18 protein-coding genes are annotated in these 19,175 nt (G+C 70.0%); 10 read left to right on the top strand and 8 right to left on the bottom strand.

Annotated features, from left to right (window positions below):
* Positions 1-15: 15 nt before the first annotated feature.
* The gene (locus OG504_RS43855) at positions 16-1,974 is read right to left on the bottom strand and encodes a hypothetical protein (protein ID WP_405994748.1); all 1,959 of its coding nucleotides are present in this window, start codon (positions 1,972-1,974) and stop codon (positions 16-18) included.
* Between the two features lie 191 nt (positions 1,975-2,165).
* Between OG504_RS43855 and OG504_RS43850 the strand changes: the two genes are divergently transcribed.
* From OG504_RS43850 to OG504_RS43840, 3 genes are all read left to right on the top strand, one after another.
* The gene (locus OG504_RS43850) at positions 2,166-3,161 is read left to right on the top strand and encodes a LacI family DNA-binding transcriptional regulator (RefSeq protein WP_405994747.1); all 996 of its coding nucleotides are present in this window, start codon (positions 2,166-2,168) and stop codon (positions 3,159-3,161) included.
* Between the two features lie 173 nt (positions 3,162-3,334).
* Positions 3,335-5,209 carry a right-handed parallel beta-helix repeat-containing protein gene (locus OG504_RS43845; protein WP_405994746.1) on the top strand — a complete coding sequence of 625 codons (1,875 nt, stop codon included), beginning with the start codon at positions 3,335-3,337 and terminating at the stop codon, positions 5,207-5,209.
* A gap of 70 nt (positions 5,210-5,279) precedes the next feature.
* Entirely contained in the window at positions 5,280-5,687 is a 408-nt protein-coding gene (locus OG504_RS43840; protein ID WP_405994745.1) for a CoA-binding protein, read from the top strand.
* A 29-nt stretch (positions 5,688-5,716) separates the two neighbouring features.
* Here OG504_RS43840 and OG504_RS43835 read toward each other — a convergent pair whose 3' ends face one another.
* Positions 5,717-6,208, bottom strand: coding sequence for a hypothetical protein (locus OG504_RS43835; RefSeq protein WP_405994744.1), 492 nt, complete (start codon positions 6,206-6,208; stop codon positions 5,717-5,719).
* A gap of 103 nt (positions 6,209-6,311) precedes the next feature.
* Here OG504_RS43835 and OG504_RS43830 point away from each other — a divergent pair, with 103 nt between their 5' ends.
* Entirely contained in the window at positions 6,312-7,538 is a 1,227-nt protein-coding gene (locus OG504_RS43830) for a 4-hydroxybenzoate 3-monooxygenase (protein ID WP_405994743.1), read from the top strand.
* 40 nt (positions 7,539-7,578) lie between these two features.
* On the opposite strand, the gene OG504_RS43825 is transcribed toward OG504_RS43830, so the two are convergent.
* Entirely contained in the window at positions 7,579-7,938 is a 360-nt protein-coding gene (locus tag OG504_RS43825) for an ArsR/SmtB family transcription factor (RefSeq protein ID WP_393753789.1), read from the bottom strand.
* Positions 7,939-7,997: 59 nt separating this feature from the next.
* On the opposite strand from OG504_RS43825, the gene OG504_RS43820 reads away from it, so the two are divergent.
* Positions 7,998-9,077 (top strand): cation diffusion facilitator family transporter, encoded by a 1,080-nt coding sequence (locus tag OG504_RS43820; RefSeq protein ID WP_405994742.1) that lies wholly within the window; start codon positions 7,998-8,000, stop codon positions 9,075-9,077.
* A gap of 24 nt (positions 9,078-9,101) precedes the next feature.
* Here OG504_RS43820 and OG504_RS43815 read toward each other — a convergent pair whose 3' ends face one another.
* Complete coding sequence (locus tag OG504_RS43815; protein ID WP_405994741.1) at positions 9,102-9,659, bottom strand: YbaK/EbsC family protein; 558 nt, start codon at positions 9,657-9,659, stop codon at positions 9,102-9,104.
* A gap of 66 nt (positions 9,660-9,725) precedes the next feature.
* Entirely contained in the window at positions 9,726-10,310 is a 585-nt protein-coding gene (locus OG504_RS43810; RefSeq protein WP_405994740.1) for a helix-turn-helix domain-containing protein, read from the bottom strand.
* Positions 10,311-10,416: 106 nt separating this feature from the next.
* Between OG504_RS43810 and OG504_RS43805 the strand changes: the two genes are divergently transcribed.
* On the top strand, positions 10,417-11,274 hold the full coding sequence (locus OG504_RS43805; protein ID WP_405994739.1) for an EamA family transporter: 858 nt from the start codon (positions 10,417-10,419) through the stop codon (positions 11,272-11,274).
* 485 nt (positions 11,275-11,759) lie between these two features.
* Here OG504_RS43805 and OG504_RS43800 read toward each other — a convergent pair whose 3' ends face one another.
* Positions 11,760-12,557 (bottom strand): acyltransferase, encoded by a 798-nt coding sequence (locus OG504_RS43800; RefSeq protein WP_405994738.1) that lies wholly within the window; start codon positions 12,555-12,557, stop codon positions 11,760-11,762.
* A 107-nt stretch (positions 12,558-12,664) separates the two neighbouring features.
* Here OG504_RS43800 and OG504_RS43795 point away from each other — a divergent pair, with 107 nt between their 5' ends.
* Positions 12,665-13,192 carry a gamma carbonic anhydrase family protein gene (locus OG504_RS43795; RefSeq protein ID WP_405994737.1) on the top strand — a complete coding sequence of 176 codons (528 nt, stop codon included), beginning with the start codon at positions 12,665-12,667 and terminating at the stop codon, positions 13,190-13,192.
* A gap of 66 nt (positions 13,193-13,258) precedes the next feature.
* On the opposite strand, the gene OG504_RS43790 is transcribed toward OG504_RS43795, so the two are convergent.
* On the bottom strand, positions 13,259-13,903 hold the full coding sequence (locus tag OG504_RS43790; protein ID WP_405994736.1) for a DedA family protein: 645 nt from the start codon (positions 13,901-13,903) through the stop codon (positions 13,259-13,261).
* A gap of 283 nt (positions 13,904-14,186) precedes the next feature.
* On the opposite strand from OG504_RS43790, the gene OG504_RS43785 reads away from it, so the two are divergent.
* The 3 genes from OG504_RS43785 (at position 14,187) to OG504_RS43775 (ending at position 18,900) form a co-directional block, all read left to right on the top strand.
* Entirely contained in the window at positions 14,187-15,896 is a 1,710-nt protein-coding gene (locus OG504_RS43785) for an ABC transporter ATP-binding protein (protein ID WP_405994735.1), read from the top strand.
* 26 nt (positions 15,897-15,922) lie between these two features.
* Positions 15,923-17,749, top strand: coding sequence for an ABC transporter ATP-binding protein (locus OG504_RS43780; protein WP_405996582.1), 1,827 nt, complete (start codon positions 15,923-15,925; stop codon positions 17,747-17,749).
* Positions 17,750-17,823: 74 nt separating this feature from the next.
* Complete coding sequence (locus OG504_RS43775; RefSeq protein WP_405994734.1) at positions 17,824-18,900, top strand: iron-siderophore ABC transporter substrate-binding protein; 1,077 nt, start codon at positions 17,824-17,826, stop codon at positions 18,898-18,900.
* Positions 18,901-18,964: 64 nt separating this feature from the next.
* Here OG504_RS43775 and OG504_RS43770 read toward each other — a convergent pair whose 3' ends face one another.
* Positions 18,965-19,174 carry an MbtH family protein gene (locus OG504_RS43770; protein WP_405994733.1) on the bottom strand — a complete coding sequence of 70 codons (210 nt, stop codon included), beginning with the start codon at positions 19,172-19,174 and terminating at the stop codon, positions 18,965-18,967.
* Between the last annotated feature and the right edge of the window lies 1 nt (position 19,175).

Here is a 19,175-nt window from a genome sequence, read left to right as displayed (position 1 = left end):
GCCGGTGTTCGCGTGTCAGCCCGTCACCTGCACCACCGCCGTTGACCCCGCCCGCACCGTCGGCGTCGCGTACGTGTAGGTCACGCCGTTGACCACCTTCGTGCGCACGTGCTGCGGGACGCCGTTGACCTTGATGTTCTTGTGGACACCGGGGAAGCGGGCCTCCCAACTATAGGAGCCCTTGCGGGAGTTGTTCGTGAGCGTGGTCTTGATCGCACCGTCGTGGCGGACGGTGACCGTGCCGGTGCCGATGGGGACGTCGGCCGCCTGGAGCCACTTCATGCCGGTCGGCAACTGGGACTGGGTGGTCACCTTGTGGCCCGGCGCGTCCGGTGTGATCCCCATCAGGCCCTGGACGGTCTGGCTGACCAGGGTGAACGACACCTCGGGGTAGTCGCCGTTGGGGCCCTGGCTGGCGTTGACGTGCTGGGTCTCGCGCTCGCCGTAGATCTTCTTCATCCACTGCCAGGCGGTGTCGGGGCGGTTGTTCTTGAAGAACATGTCGGGCAGGTAGGTCGTCGACTCGATGTTGGGCGAGCCGTCCGGTCCCAGCTCCTGTGCCTGGATGTAGTCGAGGTAGGCGTCGTTGCGCGGGCCGGGGTCGATGATCTGCTTCATCGGCATGAAGACGCTGTTCTCCTTGCCCCAGCCGGTGACCGGGGCGCCGGAGGTGGTGTACGCGCGGACCATGTCGGCGCCGCTGCCGGTGCCGCTCCAGTCGTCGTTGAAGTACGTCTTCAGGTCGGCGGCCCGCTTGTCGTACGTCCTGGCCAGCGCGGTGTCGCCCTTGCCGCGGGCGAGTACGGCCATCGCGAGGTACGCCTGGTACTCGGAGGCGATGCCGTCCCCGGCCTCGGCGAGACCGTCGCCGTCCTGCTCGTTGTAGCTGGCGGCGCCCTGGAAGATGCCCTGGCCCGTGCCCTCGGCGACCTTCACCTTGCCGTTGTCCTTGGCGGAGTTGTGCAGGTCGATGAACTGCTCGGTGGCGTGCCGGTAGAAGTCCCACAGCACCGGGTCGTCGACGTAACGGCGGTCGCCGGTCCAGAGGTAGGCCTGGGCCGCCTTCTCGACGAGTTCGAAGGTGGCCGGGACCTCGCGGACGAAGTTGTCCGGGCTCTTGTAGTCGATGCTCAGGTAGGTCTTGGCGTCGAAGTTGAGGGACCACACCGGGAAGTACTTGTGCTCGGCGGTGGCCGACGCCGCGTACGAGCGGAGCATCGTCTCGTTCTCGGCGTCGAGGCCGATGAGGTGGGCCCCGGCGAGCTGGTGGGTCATGTCGCGGGAGTAGTAGGCGCTGCGGTTGGCGTATCCGGCCCAGTAGGTGGGCTCGTACGTCGCGGTGCCGGTGCCGCCGGTCTGATACTCGTCGACGTTGACCGGGCCCACGGTGCCGGGGAGTTGGACCCAGCTGTTGGCCTTCTTCTGGGCCCAGTCGAACATCGCGACGACCTCGGGGTCGGACGAGGTGACCTTCGGGTCGGCGGGCGCGGCGGGCGAGATCATCAGGTCGTCGGCGTTGACCCAGGCGCTGCCGGAGCCGAATTCGATCTGGAGCCGGTCGCCGGTCCTCAACGCGACGTCGCTGATGGTGTACCGGGCGTACCCGGGGTGCTGCGGCAGGGTGATCGTCTGGACGGTCTGGCCGTTGCGCCGGATCGTGTACGTGCCGCCGGTGCCGGCGCTGCCGATCCACGCGGAGAAGTCGTAACTCCCGTTCCTGGGCGCGACGATGGTCAGCTGGGCGCTCTTCCCCGCTCCGGCGTCGAGGTAGAGGAAGCGTTCGCCGCCGTGCCTGTTGCCGGTGCCGACGCCGGCCCCCGAGGTGAAGGTCCAGCCCGTGCCGCCGTTCTCGAACCCGGGGTCGGGGATGGCGAGTTGGGGACGAGGTGCGGCGGACGCGGTGGCCGACAGAGCGGGAGCCATCGGGGCGAGCAGGGCAACAGCGGTGAGCAGCATGAGCCTTGAGGGCTTCATCGGGTCTCCCGGTCTTCGGTCACTGCGGGATGGGGCCGCGTGGTGGCCGGAAAGCTAGCAGGGGCCGAAGTGGCGATTCAATGGTCATGCGCAAGAAACATGGAAGACATGCAGCCTCACTGCTATGTTGCGTGGGAGGTTGGACTGAAAGTTTTCGTCCATCTGTTGCAAGTAGGGGTGGAGGGAAGCGGATGAAGGTCGGTATCACCGAGGTCGCGGAGCGCGCGCGGGTGAGCGAGGCCACGGTCAGCCGGGTCATCAACCGGCGTCAGGGCGTGTCCCGCAAGACCCGCGAGGCGGTCGAGGAGGCGATGGCCGACCTGGGGTACGAGCGGCAGACCCGGGGTCAACTCGTCGCCGTCGTCACCGAGTTGGTCTCCAATCCGTTCTTCGCCGATGTCGCCGAGCGCATCGAGTCCGTCCTCGCCCCGCACGGCCTGAAGACGGTGCTGTGCCCGTGCTTCCCGGGCGGGGTGCAGGAGTTGGACTTCGTGACCTCGCTCGCCGACCGGGGCGTCGCCGCCGTCGTGTTCCTCTCGGCCAGCAACACCCTTGAGGGCGCGGACCCTTCGGCGTACGAACTGCTGCGGTCCCGCAGAATCCCCTTCGTCGGGATCAACGGCCGGTTCGAGGGCGTGAGCGAGGCGCCGGTCTTCTCCACGGACGACCTGCTCGCCGCCGAACTCGCCGTCGACCATCTGCACCGGCTCGGCCACCGCCGTATCGGCATGGCGTCGGGACCGATCGGCAACCGCCCGGCGGACCGGCGCGTCAGCGGCTTCGTCGCCTCGCTCACCAAGCGCGGTGTCGAGGACGCGGAGCAGTGGGTGGTCCGGCAGTCCTACACCGTCGAGGGCGGCCAGTCCGCCGCGATCTCGCTGCTCGGGCGCGGTGCCACGGCGATCGTCGCGGCCAGCGACTACATGGCGCTGGGCGCGATCCGCGGTGCGCGCCGGCAGGGGTACGACGTGCCGGGTGATGTGTCGGTGGTCGGCTACGACGGCTCCATGATCATGGACTTCGTCGACCCGCCGCTCACCACGGTCCGCCAGCCCGCCGACCGGCTGGCCTCGGAGGCGGGCCGCAGCGTCCTCGCCCTGGTCGGCAACCGTGACGTCCCCGTCGGTGAGCTCCTCTTCGACCCCGAGCTGGTGATCCGCGCGAGCACCGGGGCACCGAAGGCGTGAGGCGGCGGAGCGGATGACCCGAGTTCCTCTGAGCTCGTCCAGACCATTGACCTAGAGGTCGGATCTAAGCACACTCCAGTCGGAGTTCCGACGAGACGATGGACGGTAACTCCGCCTATTCATCGGGTGTTTCGCGGCTCACGGCCGTGCATCATGAATGCTCCGGAGGGTCTATGTCTCGGTCTCGGTTCGTGTTTGTCGGGGTGGCGCTCGCGCTGCTCGTGGGCGGCGGCGGTCCTGTCGCCGCGGCGCAGAGAACGACGCCGGTGGCGGTGGTCGACGTGGACGCGTTCGGGGCCGACCCCACCGGCCGGACGGACTCCACGCCCGCCGTCGTCGCGGCCCTGCGGCACGCCAAGAGCGTCGATCACGGGCGGCCGGTGCGGATCGAGTTCTCGAAGGGGACCTACCAGCTCTACCCCGAGCGGGCGGAGACGCGTGAGCTGTACGTCTCCAACACCGTTGGCGCGGACCAGCGTTACCGGGACAAGAAGATCGGGCTCCTCATCGAGGACATGCACGACGTCACCGTCGACGGCGGTGGCGCGAAGCTCGTCTACCACGGTCTGCAGACGGCGTTCGCGTCGATCCGCTCGACCAACGTGACGTTCCAGAACTTCTCCTTCGACTACGCGGCCCCCGAGGTCATCGACGCGACCGTAGCCACCGCCGGGGTCACCGGCGGCGGCGGCGGACACGCCTACCGCGTCCTGAAGATCCCGGCCGGCAGCCCGTACGAGGTGAACGGCACGCACATCACCTGGCTCGGCGAGAAGAGCCCGGCCACCGGGCAGCCGTACTGGTCGGGCACGGACGGGCTCCAGTACACCCAGATCCATGACCCCAAGGCGCAGCGGACCTGGCGCGGCGACAACCCGCTCTTCAACGATGTCTCCTCGGTCACCGACCTCGGCGACCGCCGGATCCGCATCGACTACACCACCGCGACGCAGCCGACGGACGCCGGGCTCGTCTACCAGATGCGCCTGATCGAGCGGACCGAACCGGGCGCCTTCATCTGGCAGTCCAAGAACGTCACGATGCGCTCGATGAACGCCTACTACCTCCAATCCTTCGGTGTGGTGGGGCAGTTCAGCGAGAACATCTCCATCGACAAGGTGAACTTCGCGCCCGATCCGAAGTCCGGCCGGTCGACGGCCTCGTTCGCCGACTTCGTGCAGATGTCCGGCGTCAAGGGCAAGGTCTCCATCACCCGGAGCCTCTTCGACGGCCCGCACGACGACCCGATCAACATCCACGGCACGTACCTGGAAGTCGTAGGGCAGCCCGGGCCGAACACGCTCACCCTCGCCTACGAGCACCCGCAGACCGCCGGCTTCCCGCAGTTCGCGCCCGGTGACGAGGTCGAGTTCACGACCCAGCGCACGATGACCCCGGTGGCGAACCCGCACGCGAAGGTCACGGCGGTCGACGGACCCAGCGGCATGGACCACTCCAAGTCCCTCACCACGATGAACGTCACCTTCGACCGGCCGGTCCCCACCGGGGTCGAGATCGGCGGCACGGTCGTCGAGAACATCACGGCCACCCCGTCGGTCGTCATCACCGGCAACACGTTCCGCAACGTGCCGACGCGCGGCATCCTGGTCACCACCCGCAAGCCGGTCCTGATCGCCGGCAACCGTTTCGACGCGATGTCCATGGCCAGCATCTACGTCTCCGCCGACGCCTACCAGTGGTACGAGTCCGGCCCCGTCGCCGACCTCACGATCCGCGACAACACCTTCACGCGCCCCACCGGCCCGGTGATCTTCGTCGAACCGACCAACCAGGTCGTCGACCCGGCGCACCCGGTGCACCACAACATCAAGGTCGAGCACAACACCTTCGACATCAGCGATGTGACGGTGGTCAACGCCAAGAGCGTCGGCGGCTTCGCCTTCACCGGCAACACCGTCCGCCGCCTGGCGACAGCGGACCAACCGCCGTACACCTCCCCGCTGTTCGTCTTCCACGGCAGCACGGGCATCAAGATCGCGCACAACCACTACGACAAGGGCCTCAACACGTCCGTGGTGTCGGACTGAGGAATCAGGGTGCTCCGCCCGCTGTTGTCGCAGGCAGCAGCGGGCGCGCACGATTCCAAGGAGACCGAGCATGTACGGCGACTCAGCCACGATCCGCAAGATCCTCACCGAGTCCGGTGACACCTGGGCCGTCGTGGGCCTGTCCTCGAACCGGTCCCGGGCGGCCTACGGCGTCGCTCAGGTGCTGCAGCGCTTCGGCAAGCGCGTCGTACCCGTCCATCCCAAGGCGGAGACGGTGCACGGCGAGCAGGGCTACGCCTCCCTCGCCGACATCCCCTTCGAGGTGGACGTCGTGGACGTCTTCGTCAACAGCGACCTCGCGGGCACGGTCGCCGACGAGGCGGCCGGCATCGGCGCGAAGGCCGTCTGGTTCCAGCTCGGGGTGATCGACGAGGCCGCGTACGAGCGGACCCGGGCAGCGGGCCTGGAGATGGTGATGGACCGCTGCCCGGCGATCGAGATTCCCCGCTTGAGCTGAAGGCTTTCCCTACCGGTGGTGCGGGATCGCTAGTTGTACGCGATCCCGAAATTCGGCGCGATGTACTTGTGGGTGTACGCGTACGACGTCTTCACCGGGTTCGTGTACTGGCACGTGCCGTGCAGCGGGCACATGTATTCCTTTTCCGTCACCTTGTCGGTGTGGTAGGTCTCGCGCCACTCGACCCGGCCGGACTTGTTCCTCTTGGGCGGGTAGGCTTCGCCGCCGGTGACCGAGTAGGACTTCTGCGCCTGGTATCCGACAGCGGCGGACACCGCCTTGACGGAGACCGTCAGGGTGCCGCTCACCGTGGTGGACGTGGTCTTCGCCAGCGAGCAGGTCACCGAGTGCGGCGTGGCGTCCTTGCTGAAGGTCACGCAGGTCTTCCACTTGCCGTACGTGGTGCACGCCTTGCCGACGTGGGTGACCTTCCACTTCGGGAAATACGGGTTGTCCATGGTCGCGGCCCGGCTGCTCGCCTCGGTGACCGCGCCGAGCGACGAGGCGATGGCGAGAATCATGGCCGGACCCAGAAGAAAGGAACCGGTTTCCAGGAAATGCCCCAACTCAAATGAACCTCAAATCATCACCCAATGGCCACATGACGCCTGACACAATGCGGACGTGACCTCTCCCCCCTCCCCCCGTCTCAACTCCCCACTGCCGGAACGCCGTTCGGTCGTCGTCGTGGGCGCCGGACCCGCCGGGCTCACCATCGGCAACATCCTGCGCGCCGCCGGGATCGACTGCCTGGTGCTGGAGACGGAGAGCCGGGAGTTCATCGAACGGCGGCCGCGGGCCGGGGTCATCGAGGAGCGGGCCGTCCGCGGGCTGGAGCAACGGGGGCTTGCCCAGGGCCTGTTGGAGCGGGCGCAGCTGCACACCGAGTGCGAGTTCCGGTTCGGTGGGCAACGACATCGGCTGGGCTACACGGAGCTGACGGGGCATCACCACTTCGTCTATCCGCAGCCGTTGCTGGTGACGGACCTGGTGCGGGAGTACGCGGACGTACGGGGCGGTGAGATCCGTTTCGGCGTCCAGGACGTCCAGCTGCACGACCTCGACTCCGACCGCCCGGCGGTGTCGTACACCGACCCGGAGACCGGTCAACGGCAGCTTGTGCAGGGCGACTTCGTGGCGGGCTGCGACGGTGCGCGCGGGGTGACGCGGGCCGCGTTGCCGCCGGAGCGGGCGCGGATCGCACGACACGACTACGGCATCGGCTGGCTCGCCCTGCTCGCGGAGGCGCCGCCGTCCTCGGACTGTGTGGTGTTCGGTGTCCATCCGCGCGGGTTCGCCGGGCACATGGCGCGCAGTCCCGAGGTCACCCGCTACTACCTGGAGTGCCCGCCCGGCGACGACCCCGACAACTGGACCGACGAACGCGTCTGGGCCGAGCTCCAGCTCCGTCTCGCCGCCACCGGCGCCCCGCCGCTGACGGAGGGCCGGCTGATCGAGAAGCGCGTGCTCGACATGCACAACTACGTTGTCGAACCCATGGTGTTCGGCCGCCTCTACCTCGCCGGCGACGCGGCCCACCTCACCGCACCCATCGCCGCGAAGGGCATGAACCTCGCCCTGCACGACGCGTTCCTGCTGGGCGACGCGCTCGTCGCGTACCTCGCGAAGGGCGACTCGGCGGGCCTGGGCGGCTATTCGGAGGCCTGCCTGAGCCGCGTGTGGGACTACCAGGAGTTCTCCCAGTGGCTCTCCGAGGTGTACCACGGCACCTCGTCCGGCGACCCGTACCACGCGGGCACCACCCTCGCCCGGCTCCGCCGCGTCTTCGAATCCCCCGCCGCGGCCCTCGCGTTCGCGGAGAGCTACCTGGGCAAGGACCCCAACTCCTGAGCCAGGGGCGCCAGTTGGACGGTCGCCGGTCGTACGGCGGTCAGTCGTGCGGCGGGCGGTCGGTGAGGCGGTGGTCCGCCACGTTCAACGCCTCGTCGACCAGCCGCCGCAGATGACCGTCGCTCAACGCGTAGATCACCCGGCGGCCCTCCTTGCGCGTGGTCACCAGGCCCGCCAGACGCAACCGCGCCAGGTGCTGGCTGACCGCCGGGCGGGCCGCGTCGCACGCCTCCGTGAGGGTGGAGACGTCGGACTCGCCCGCCGTCAGGGCATGCAGGAGGGTCAGGCGGGTGCGGTCGCCGAGGAGGGCGAGGAGTTCGGCGGCCAGCGCGAACTGTTCCTCGCCCGGGGTGCGCGGATGCGCATCATGCGCAGTTGATAGGTGCATGCGTGCGCTCATACGCACATAATGGCCCTGTGGGCGCCGTACGTCCACCCGCGCACCGGAAGGGGACCCACGTGAGCGACCAGCACCACCACGAACACGAGCACGCCCACCCGCACGACGACCACGGCCACGACCACCCGCATCCCCACGAGCACTCCCCCACGGGCATCCGGCACCGCCTCGGCCACCTCCTCACGCCCCACTCCCACGAGACCGCCGACAAACTCGACTCCGCCCTGGAGTCCTCGGCCCGCGGGATGCGCGCGCTCTGGGTCTCGCTCGCGGTGCTCGGGGTGACGGCGCTGGTACAGGCCGTCGTGGTGGTCGTGTCCGGGTCGGTCGCACTGCTCGGCGACACCGTGCACAACGCGGCGGACGCGCTGACCGCCGTACCGCTCGGCATCGCGTTCGTGCTCGGCCGCCGGGCGGCGACCCGCCGCTTCACGTACGGCTACGGGCGCGCCGAGGATCTGGCCGGTATCGCGATCGTGCTGACGATCGCCGCGTCCGCCGCCTTCGCGGCCTGGGCGGCGGTGGACCGGCTGCTCGACCCGCGTCCCGTGACGCATGTCCCGGTGGTCGCCGTCGCGGCGCTCGTCGGGTTCGTGGGCAACGAGTGGGTGGCCAGGTACCGGATCCGTGTCGGCCGGGCGATCGGTTCGGCCGCGCTGGTCGCCGACGGACTCCACGCCCGTACGGACGGGTTCACCTCGCTGGCCGTGCTGGTCGGGGCCGGCGGTTCGGCGCTGGGGTGGCAACTGGCCGACCCGATCGTGGGGTTGGCGATCACGGCCGCCATCGTGCTGGTCCTGCGGGACGCGGCGCGCGAGGTGTTCCGGCGCGTGATGGACGCCGTGGATCCCGACCTGGTGGACCGCGCCGAGCACGCCGTACGGGAGGTCCAAGGGGTGCGCGGGGTGGGCGAGTTGAGGCTGCGCTGGATCGGGCACCGGCTGCGCGCGGAGGTGGCGGTGGTCGTGGACGGGGAGGCGACGGTACGGCAGGCCCACGCGGTCGCCGTGGCGGCGGAGCATGCGCTGCTGCACGCGGTGCCGCGGCTCACGGCGGCGCTCGTGCACGCCGACCCGGCACCGGTGCCCGGCGAGGCGGACCCGCATGGGGAGTTGGCCCACCACCACGCCATGGTGTGAGGCCGGTTCTCTACGGTCTGGGGCTCAGGCGACGCCCAGTCCCTCCAGCACCACCGCGCCCGGGAGTTCCGCGAACGCCTTGCCCGGGACGAGGAGTTTGCCGCGGCGGCGACCGCTGCCGACCAGGACGTAGGGCAGGTCGACGACGGCCGAGTCGACCAACACCGGCCAGTCGGCGGGGAGTCCGACGGGGGTGATGCCGCCGTACTCCATGCCGCTCTCGCCGGTCGCAATGTCCATCGACGCGAACGAGGCCTTGCGGGCGCCGAGTTGGCGGCGTACGACGCCGTTCACGTCGACGCGGGTGGTGGAGAGGACCACGCACGCGGCCAGCATGGTCTCGCCGCCGCGCTTCCCGGCGACGACCACGCAGTTCGCGGACCGCTCCAGCAGCTCACGGCCGTAGTGCTCGACGAAGGTGGCGGTGTCGGCCCACTCGGGGTCCGTGTCGACGTAGACGAACTGGTCGGCGGGGACGCTGCCGCGCCAGGCGCGCACGGCGTCGGCGACCGGGCGGGTCAGCTCGTCGAGGCAGTCGGGGGCCGGGGTGGCGTGGTCGAAGTGTCCGATGGGTGCGCGCATGACGGCACGCTAACAGGCGTACGGCGACGGCTCACGGGGCGTCCCGAACGGTCGTCCGGGAGCTGCTCACGAGGTCTCCCGGTGCACGGGCGGGACCGACACGGCCATCACCATCTCCATCGGTACGTCGCCCTGATTGCCGTACGTGTGCGGGGTGTTGGCCTCGAAGGTGGCGCTCGCGCCGGCCGGGACGCGGTGGTCCTCGCCGTCCACGGTGAGGGTCAGTTCGCCGGTGGTGACATGAACGAGTTCGACCGTGCCGGTGGGGTGCGGCTCGGAGGGGCTGGCCTCGCCCGGCATCAGCCGCCAGTCCCACATCTCCAGCGGGCCGGGGGCCTCGGTCCCGGCGAGGAGGCGGTTGTAACTGCCGGCCTCGGTGTGCCAGAGCCGTACGGCGCGGTCGGCGGGGACGATACGGACCTTCGGGCCCTGCTCGTAGTCGAGCAGGGTGGTGATGCTGACGCCGAGCGCGTCGCCGATCTTGACGACCGTGCCGATGCTGGGGTTGGTGCGGGCCTGCTCGATCTGGATGAGCATGCCCCGGCTGACGGCGGCCCGGGCGGCGAGCACGTCCAGGGTGAAGCCGCGCACCGAGCGCCAGTGCTTGACGTTGCGAGCCAGGGACTGGTTCAGCAGGTCGAGGTCCGACACGTTCCGCCCATACCTTGAGTTCAATATTGTGGATGACAGGGTGCAATGGATCGAACTACGGTGTGCTGCACCCGATCGTTCACCGAACTGTACTGCGAGGCACCCCGTGACAGCATTCTTCGCCCTGGCCACCAGCCTCCTGTGGGGAGTGGCCGACTTCGGCGGCGGACTGCTGACCCGACGGACCCCGGCGCTGACGGTGGTCGTGGTCTCGCAGGGGATCGCGGCGGCCGTGCTCGGCGCGGTCGTGGTGGGCACCGGGGGCTGGAGCGAGGCCGGGCCGCGGTTGTGGTTCGCGTTGGCGGCGGGGGTGGTCGGTCCGATCGCGCTGTTCAGTTTCTACAAGGCGCTGGCGCTGGGCCCGATGGGGGTCGTCTCGCCGCTCGCGACGCTGAGCGTGGCCGTGCCGGTCGGGGTGGGGCTGTTCCTCGGGGAGCGGCCCGGCCTGATGCAGGTGGCGGGGATCGCGGTCGCGGTCACCGGGGTCGTCCTCGCGGGCGGACCCCAGTTGCGGGGCGCGCCCGTGCAACGCCAGACGATCCTGCTGACGCTGATCGCCGCGCTCGGTTTCGGCACGGTGTTCGCGCTGATCGCGGAGGCGTCGACGACCGTGACCGGGCTCTTCCTCGCACTGTTCGTGCAGCGCGTGACGAACGTGGCCACGGGTGGCACCGCGCTCTACGTCTCCGTACGGCGGGGCGGGGTCGCGCTTCCGGCAGGTGGGTTCCCCTGGAGTTCGCTGCCGGCGCTGGCCTTCGTGGGGCTGGCCGATGTGGCGGCCAACGGGACGTACTCGATCGCCGCGCAGCACGGGCCGGTGACGGTGGCGGCGGTGCTGGCGTCGCTGTATCCGGTGGTCACCGCGCTGGCCGCGCGCGGGTTCCTGAGTGAGCGGTTGCGGGTGATTCAGGCGGCGGGGGCGGGGCTGGCGTTGGTGGGGACGTTGTTGTTGGCGACGGGGTGAGGGGGTGGGGGGCGGGGGTGCCGGATCGCGAGCGGGGCGATGCGGGGTGCCGGGTGCGGGGAGGAGCGTCGAGTGTCCCGGGGCCTCGACATGCGTGCCCTGTCAGGCGACGGAGTGTGGGGCGGGAGGACGGGGCGGGCTTGTGTGCGGAGCGGCGAGTGCCGGGGTGTCAAGTGTCGGGGCGAATGGCGTCGGATGCCGGGTGCCGGGTACGCCTCGGCATATCGGGTCAGGCCTCGGCGCAAGTGCTGGATCGAGCTTCCGCATAAGTGCCGGGCCAGTTCCGCACACGCGCCGGTCAGGCCTCGGCATGAGCGCCGGATCACGCCTCGGCGCACCTCCGACAGGCGCCGGCTGCCAGGTGGGGTGCCGAAGACGTCGAGCGCCCGGCCCGTCTCGGCATGAATGCCGGATCGGGCTTCGGCACACGTGTCGGATCAGGTCTCAACACGCATCCCGGATCACGCCCCGACACACGTGCCGGATCAGGCCTCCGCGTCCAGTTCCGCGAGGTGGGCGATCACGTTCTCGTCCAGTTCGGCCAGGCGTGCCGCGCTCGCCTCGTCCAGGCCCGCGAGTGCCCGGAGTTGGTCCGGGGTCACATCCGCGGGGATCGGCACCGGCGCCGGGGTCCGGAGCGGTGGCTGCCAGCCCTCCGTCGGCGTCCAGCGGCGTACGACCCGTGCGGGCGCCCCCGCCACCACGGCATGGTCGGGCACCGTGCCGCGGACCACCGCGCCGGCGGCCACCACCACGTTCCGGCCGATCCGCGCGCCCGGCAGGATCACCGCGCCGGTGCCGATCCAGCAGCCGGGGCCGATCTCGACGGGTTCCATGCGCGGCCACTGCTTGCCGATGGGCTCGTGCGGGTCGTCGTAGGAATGGTTCGTGGACGTGACGTAGACGTACGGCCCGAAGTAGCAGTCGCTGCCGATGGTGACCGTCGTGTCGGCGATGACATGGCTGCCGCGGCCGAGGACCACGCCGTCGCCGAGGCGCAGGATCGGGTCGGGGCCGAGGTCGAGGTCCGGCATCAGGCCTGCCGTGAGCGTGACCTGTTCGCCGACGATGCAGTGGGAGCCGAGGTGGATCCAGGGTTCGCCGAAGACCGTGCCCAGGGGGAAGGCGAGCCGGGTGGCTTCGCCGATGGAGCCGAACCGGAAGCGGCCGGGGTCCTCCGCCGTCACCGAGCCGATGCGCTGCACCCAGGCCCAGCCCGCGTGGACGGCGCGTTGCGCGAGGTGGCGCCGCCATTTTGAGAACGTGTTCTTGCTCTTGGGCACCCGGCCACGGTACTCAGCGTGAGCCGTGCCCATGAGGTCCGGCCGCTGTGATCTTCGCCCTACCGATGTCGTACCGTGCGGGTGTCTCCGACGGTTGGGAGGGTCTTATGACGCACAGGGCGTTGATCGTGGGTATTGGTGGCCGGGAGCCGGAGGTCGACGAGTCGGCGTTCGTGGCTCCTACGGCGTCCGTGATCGGGGATGTGACGCTGTCCGCGGGAGCGAGTGTCTGGTACGGGGCGGTGTTGCGCGGTGACGTCGAGCGGATCTCGGTGGGCGCGAGCAGCAACATCCAGGACAACTGCACGCTGCATGCGGATCCGGGGTTTCCGGTGAGTGTGGGCGAGCGGGTCTCTGTCGGGCACAACGCCGTTGTGCACGGGGCGACCGTTGAGGATGACTGCCTGATCGGGATGGGGGCTACGGTGCTCAACGGGGCGGTGATCGGGGCGGGTTCGCTTGTCGCGGCTCAGGCGTTGGTGCCGCAGGGGATGGTTGTGCCGCCGGGTTCACTGGTCGCCGGCGTACCTGCCAAGGTCAGGCGGGAGCTCAGCCCTGAAGAGCGGGAGGGGTTGACCCTCAACGGGACCATGTATGCGGAGTTGGCCAAGGCGCATCGTGGGGTGCATGAGTAGGTCGCATGGCGGGTGCGGGCCGGATGTGGCTGGTCGCGCCGTTCCCCGCGCCCCTTTGGGGGCGCCTTACTCGCCCGCGTTGACCGGCTCGGCTGCGTTCTTCTCTGCCGTCATCTTTTGCGCCTTGCGGCGCACGATCAGCATGGAGGCCAGGCCGACCAGTACCGCTGCCGCCAGGCCGAAGTAGGAGAAGCGCTTGAGCCAGTCCTCGGCGACGATTCCCACGTAGTAGACGACAGCTGTGGTACCGCCGGCCCAGACGACTCCGCCGAGGAGGTTGGCGGTCAGGAACTTCCAGTAGGGCATGCGGAGTACGCCTGCGAGGGGGCCGGCGAAGATGCGGAGGAGGGCGATGAAGCGGCCGAAGAACACGGCCCACATGCCCCACTTCTCGAAGGACCGTTCCGCGGTGGCGACATGGCCCTCGCTGAAGTGTCGGGGGAACTTGTTCGCGAGCCAGGCGAGCAGCGGGCGTCCGCCCTTGCGGCCGATCGCGTAGCCGATGGAGTCACCGATCACGGCACCGAGGCTGGCGCAGGCGCCCAGGACGATCGGGTTGATGCCCGAGTGCTGGGAGGAGAGCAGTGCCGCAGAGACCAGGACGATCTCGCCCGGCAGCGGGATGCCCAGGCTCTCCACCCCGATGACGAGTGCCACCACGGCGTAGACGGCCACCGCCGGAACCGAGTCGAGCCATTCCTGGACGTGCAACGCCGGTCCTCCTGAATGCGCGGACTGTCTGTCTTGCCGGCGTGCGCCTCGAACGCATTTGGCGCACCTGTGAAGCCTACCGCTCGGCATCGCACGGCAACGCCCCTCGGACGAGCGCTCGGACTGCAGCGCGTTCACCGGCCGGACACCGGCCTGGACAGCGGCTCTGACGACCGCATCGAAACCGCTCCGTTACGTCCCAGGCGGACCGAAAGGGCATCACCTACCCGAGATTCACTTAGAGTAGCCTTGCCTAAGTTGGCCGGTTTCCGGAGGGTGGCTGGTGGGAGCAGGGGAACTGTCGGGGCGGGACGTCCTGACGCGCTCGGTCAAGGGACAGACACGGCGCGTCGCACTCGGCTCGGCGCTCGGAAGCGTGCACCAACTGGGGGAAGCCCTGGTACCGGTGCTCATCGGTGTCGTCATCGACCAGGCCGTCGCCGGGCAGGACGCGGGACGCCTGGCCTTGTGGCTCGGCGTACTTGCCGTCATGTACGTGACGCTGTCGTGGAGTTTCCGGCTGGGCGCGAAGGCCGGTGAGCGCAGTGCCGAAGAGGCCGCGCACACACTCCGGTTGGCGATCGTGGGACGGGTGCTCGACGCCCGTGGCGGCGCCGAGGAGGGACGACTGCCCGGGGAACTCGCCAACGTCGCCACCGAGGACGCCAAGCGCGTCGGCGCGGTCAACATGGCGCTGATGGCGGGCATTTGGGCCGTCTCGGGTGTGGCTGTGAGCGCGGTCGCGCTGCTGCTGACGTCCGTGACGCTCGGGCTGATCGTGTTGCTGGGTACGCCCGTGCTGTTGTGGCTGGGGCATCTGCTGAGCAAGCCCTTGGAGCGGCGCAGCGAGGCCGAGCAGGACAAGGCCGCTCATGCGTCGGGCGTGGCCGCCGATCTGGTGGCCGGGCTGCGGGTGCTGAAGGGCCTCGGTGCGCAGGACGCCGCCGTCGAGCGGTATCGCCGGACGAGTCGTATCTCCCTCGCCGCCGCGCTGCGTTCGGCGCGTGCCGAGTCCTGGCAGACCGGGCTCGTGCTCGCGCTCACCGGTGGCTTCATCGCGCTGATCGCTCTCGTGGGCGGTCGGCTGGCGCTCAACGGGTCTTTGACGCTGGGGCAGTTGGTGTCGGCGGTGGGGCTCGCGCTGTTCCTGCTGGGGCCGTTGGAGACGTTCGCCTGGGTCAACGCCGAGCTGGCGCAGGGCCGTGCCTCGGCCGCCCGTGTCGCCGAGGTGCTGGCCACCGGGCACGCGGTGGTGGACGGCGACGACCCGGTCGCCGAGCCCGTTCGCGGGGAGCTGCGGCTGCGTGGCGTACGGCTCGGTGGGCTCGACGGTGTCGATCTCGACCTGCCCGCCGGGCAGTTGACCGGCATCGCGGTGACGGACCCGGCCGGTGCGGAGGCCCTGTTGCGGTGCCTGGGACGGGAGACCGATCCGGAGTCGGGGTCCGTCGAGCTGGACGGCGTGCCGCTGACTCGGCTTGATCCTGCGGGACTTCGGGCCGCTGTGCTGGTCGCCGCCCATGACGCGGCGCTGTTCGAGGGCTCGTTGGCAGCGAACGTGACACCGGAAGAGGACTCTCAAGGCGGAGAGGCCGATCTCCTCACCGAGCGTGCCATGGCCGCCGCCCGTGCCGACGAGGTCGCCGACTCCCTGCCGCACGGCACCGCGACCGGTGTCGGTGAGGGCGGCCGGTCGCTGTCGGGCGGTCAGCGTCAACGTGTGTTGCTGGCACGGGCGTTGCGTGCCGAACCGCCCGTCCTGGTCGTGCACGATCCGACCACCGCCGTCGACACGGTGACCGAGGCGCGTATCGCGAGCGGCCTGCGTGAGTTCCGGCAGGGGCGCACCACGATCGTGGTGACCAACAGCCCAGCCCTGCTCGCCGTCACCGACCACGTGATCCTCCTCGACGCCGGTCGCGTCGGCGCCGAGGGCACCCACGCGGACCTCGTACGAACCGACGCGACCTACCGGACGGCGGTGCTGGCATGACGACCGGAGCCGAGGAGACGACGGGGATGACGGGAGCGGGGCGAGTGGACGCCGAGCGCACGGACACGCGCGAGGCGGACACCGATCGCACCCTCCTCCCCACCGCCACCCCCGCCCGCACCCGCGCCGCGGTCCGCGAACTCCTGCGCCCGCAGCGGGGTTTGGCCGCCGCCGGATTCGGGCTGATGGTGCTCGCCACGGCCGTCGGACTGCTCACCCAGCCGCTGCTGGGGCACATCGTCGACGTCGTCACCGAGCACCGCTCCCCCGACGCGCTCACCTTCCCGGTGGTCGCGCTGGCCGGGGTCGCCCTGGTCCAGGGTGTGACCACCGCGCTCGGCATGTCCCTCGTGTCGCGGCTCGGCGAGACCACGCTCGCCCGGCTGCGCGAACTGTTCGTCGAGCGGGCACTGTCACTCCCCCTCGACCGGGTGGAGAAGGCCGGCTCCGGTGACCTCAACGCCCGTGTCACACGCGACGTTTCGCGGGTCGCCGACGCCGTGCGCGGGGCGCTCCCCGAACTCGCGCGGTCGGCGCTGTCGATCGTGCTGACGCTCGGCGCGCTCGCCCTGCTGGACTGGCGGTTCCTGATCGCCGCACTCATCGCCGTGCCGGTGCAGGCGCACACCGCCCGCTGGTATGTGCGCAACGCCGTTCCCCTGTACGCCAAGGAGCGCATCGCCACCGGGACACAGCAGCAGCAGTTGCTGGACACCATCGGCGGGGCACGGACCGTACGGGCGTACCGGCTGCAGAAGGGCCACACCCGGCGGGTCACCGAACGCTCGCGCTCGGCGGTCGAACTGACCATGAGCGGCGTGCAGTTGATGCTCCGCTTCTACAGCCGGCTGCACATCGCCGAGTATCTGGGGCTGTCCGCCGTCCTGGTCACCGGGTTCCTGCTGGTGCGCGACGGTTCCGCGTCGGTCGGTACGGCCACCGCGGCCGCGCTGTACTTCGCCAGTCTCTTCGGTCCGGTCAACACCGCGCTGGTGCTGCTGGACGACGCCCAGTCGGCAACGGCCGGACTGGCACGGCTCGTTGGGGTGGTGGACGAGCCCGCGCCCGTGGTCGCCGCCCGCTCGGACGACCGTACGACCGCCGCCGGGCCCCCGTCCGTGACGCTGACCGGTGTCTCCCACGCGTATGTGCCGGGCCGCCCGGTGCTGCACGACGTCGACCTGGAGATACGGCCGAAGGAGCGGGTCGCGCTGGTCGGTACGACCGGTGCGGGCAAGACGACCCTCGCCAAGCTGGTCGCGGGGCTGCACCGCCCGCAGTCGGGCCGGATCGACGTCGGCGGCTCCGAACCGGACGAGGCCGGCCACCTGGTCGGGCTGGTCACGCAGGAGGTGCATGTCTTCGCCGGGCCGCTCGCCGAGGATCTGCGGCTGGCCCGCCCGGACGCGCACGTCGAGGAACTCCGGGAGGCGCTCGACACGGTGGGCGCGCTCGGCTGGGTCGAGGCGTTGCCGGAGGGGCTGGACACGGTCGTCGGCGACGGTGGTCACCGGCTGACCGCCGACCGCGCGCAGCAACTCGCCCTCGCCCGGCTCCTGTTGGCCGATCCACCCGTCGTCGTACTCGACGAAGCGACAGCGGAGGCGGGCAGTTCGGGTGCGCGGCAGCTCGACGAGGCCGCCGAGCAGGCGCTGCGCGGCCGTACCGCACTGGTCGTGGCGCACCGGCTCAGTCAGGCCGCCTCCGCGGACCGGGTGATCGTCCTGAGCGACGGCCGGGTCGTGGAGAGCGGCACGCACGACGAACTCCTCACCGCCCAGGGCCAGTACGCCGCCCTGTGGCACGCCTGGTCCGACAGCCGTTCCGCCGAGGCAGCTCCCGACGCCCACTAGGGACCCCCTCTCAGACCTCCCCCAGACCTGTCACCCCCCGCCGAACCCACCGCGACGAACAGAAGGATCATCCGATGCCCCGCGCCACCAGAGCTTCACGGCTGTCCGGCCTGCTCGCCTCCGTACTCCTGCTGGCCGTCACGGCGGTCGGCTGCGGTTCCTCCAACTCCGACTCCACGTCGTCCAGTTCGAACACATCGGGCTCGGAGGCGAAGGCCTCCGCGGACGCGTTCCCCGTGACGATCGCCCACAAGTTCGGCAGTACGACGATCAAGTCCGAGCCCAAGCGCATCGTCACCGTCGGTCTGACCGACCAGGACGCCGTCCTCGCCCTGGGCACGGTGCCGGTCGGCACGACCGAGTGGCTCGGCGGCTACAAGGGCGCGATCGGCCCATGGGCCAAGGACAAGCTGGGGAGTTCACCGGCGCCGACCGTCCTCAAGGACACCGGCACCGGCCCGCAGGTGGAGAAGATCGCCGCCCTGAAGCCCGACCTGATCCTCGCCGTGTACTCGGGTCTGACCAAGGCGCAGTACCAGAGCCTGTCGCAGTTCGCGCCGGTCGTCGCCCAGCCCAAGGAGTACAACGACTACGGCGTGCCGTGGCAGCAGCAGACCGAGGAGATCGGCAAGGCGATGGGCAAGGCCGCCGAGGCCAAGACCCTGGTGTCGGGCGTCGAGGCCAAGTTCACGGCGGCCAAGAAGGCCAACCCCTCCTTCGCCGGTGCGTCGGCCGTCATGGCGACCCCGTACGAGGGCGTGTTCGTCTACGGCAGCCAGGACCCGCGCTCCCGCTTCCTCTCCGACCTCGGCTTCTCGCTCCCGAAGGACCTCGACAAGGTCATCGGTGACACGTTCGGCGCGAACATCAGCAAGGAGCGCTACGACCTCCTCGACCAGAAGGTCGCCGTGTGGATCGTGCCGGACACCACCACGGCCGTCAGCAAGCTGCACAGCGACAAGATCTACGGCGACCTGAACGTGGTGAAGCAGGGCCGCGAGGTCTTCATCAAGGAGACCAGCGACTACGGCAACGCGGTATCCCTGTCTACGGTGTTGAGCATCCCCTACGTCCTGGACCGCATGGTGCCGCAGCTCGCGGCGGCGGTGGACGGCAAGACGTCGACGAAGGTGGAGCAGCCGGCGTCCTGACCCACGGGAACGTGAAAGGGGGGCGGGTCCGAGGAAGTTCGGACCCGCCCCCCCTTTCGTGTGCTCAGACCCCGTCGACCTCGACCAGGCTCTTCGGCCTCATGTCCGTCCAGTTGGCCTCGATGTGGTCGAGGCACTCCTGCCGCGCGGACGGTCCGTACGCAACCGTCCAACCCGACGGTACGTCCACGAAGTCGGGCCAAAGGCTGTGCTGGCCCTCGTCGTTGACGAGGACGGAGTAGACGCCTTCGGGGTTCTCGAACGGGTTGCTCATG

Source organism: Streptomyces sp. NBC_00986, assembly GCF_045162565.1.
Lineage (GTDB): Bacteria > Actinomycetota > Actinomycetes > Streptomycetales > Streptomycetaceae > Streptomyces.
This window is presented reverse-complemented; position numbering and strand designations above follow the sequence as displayed.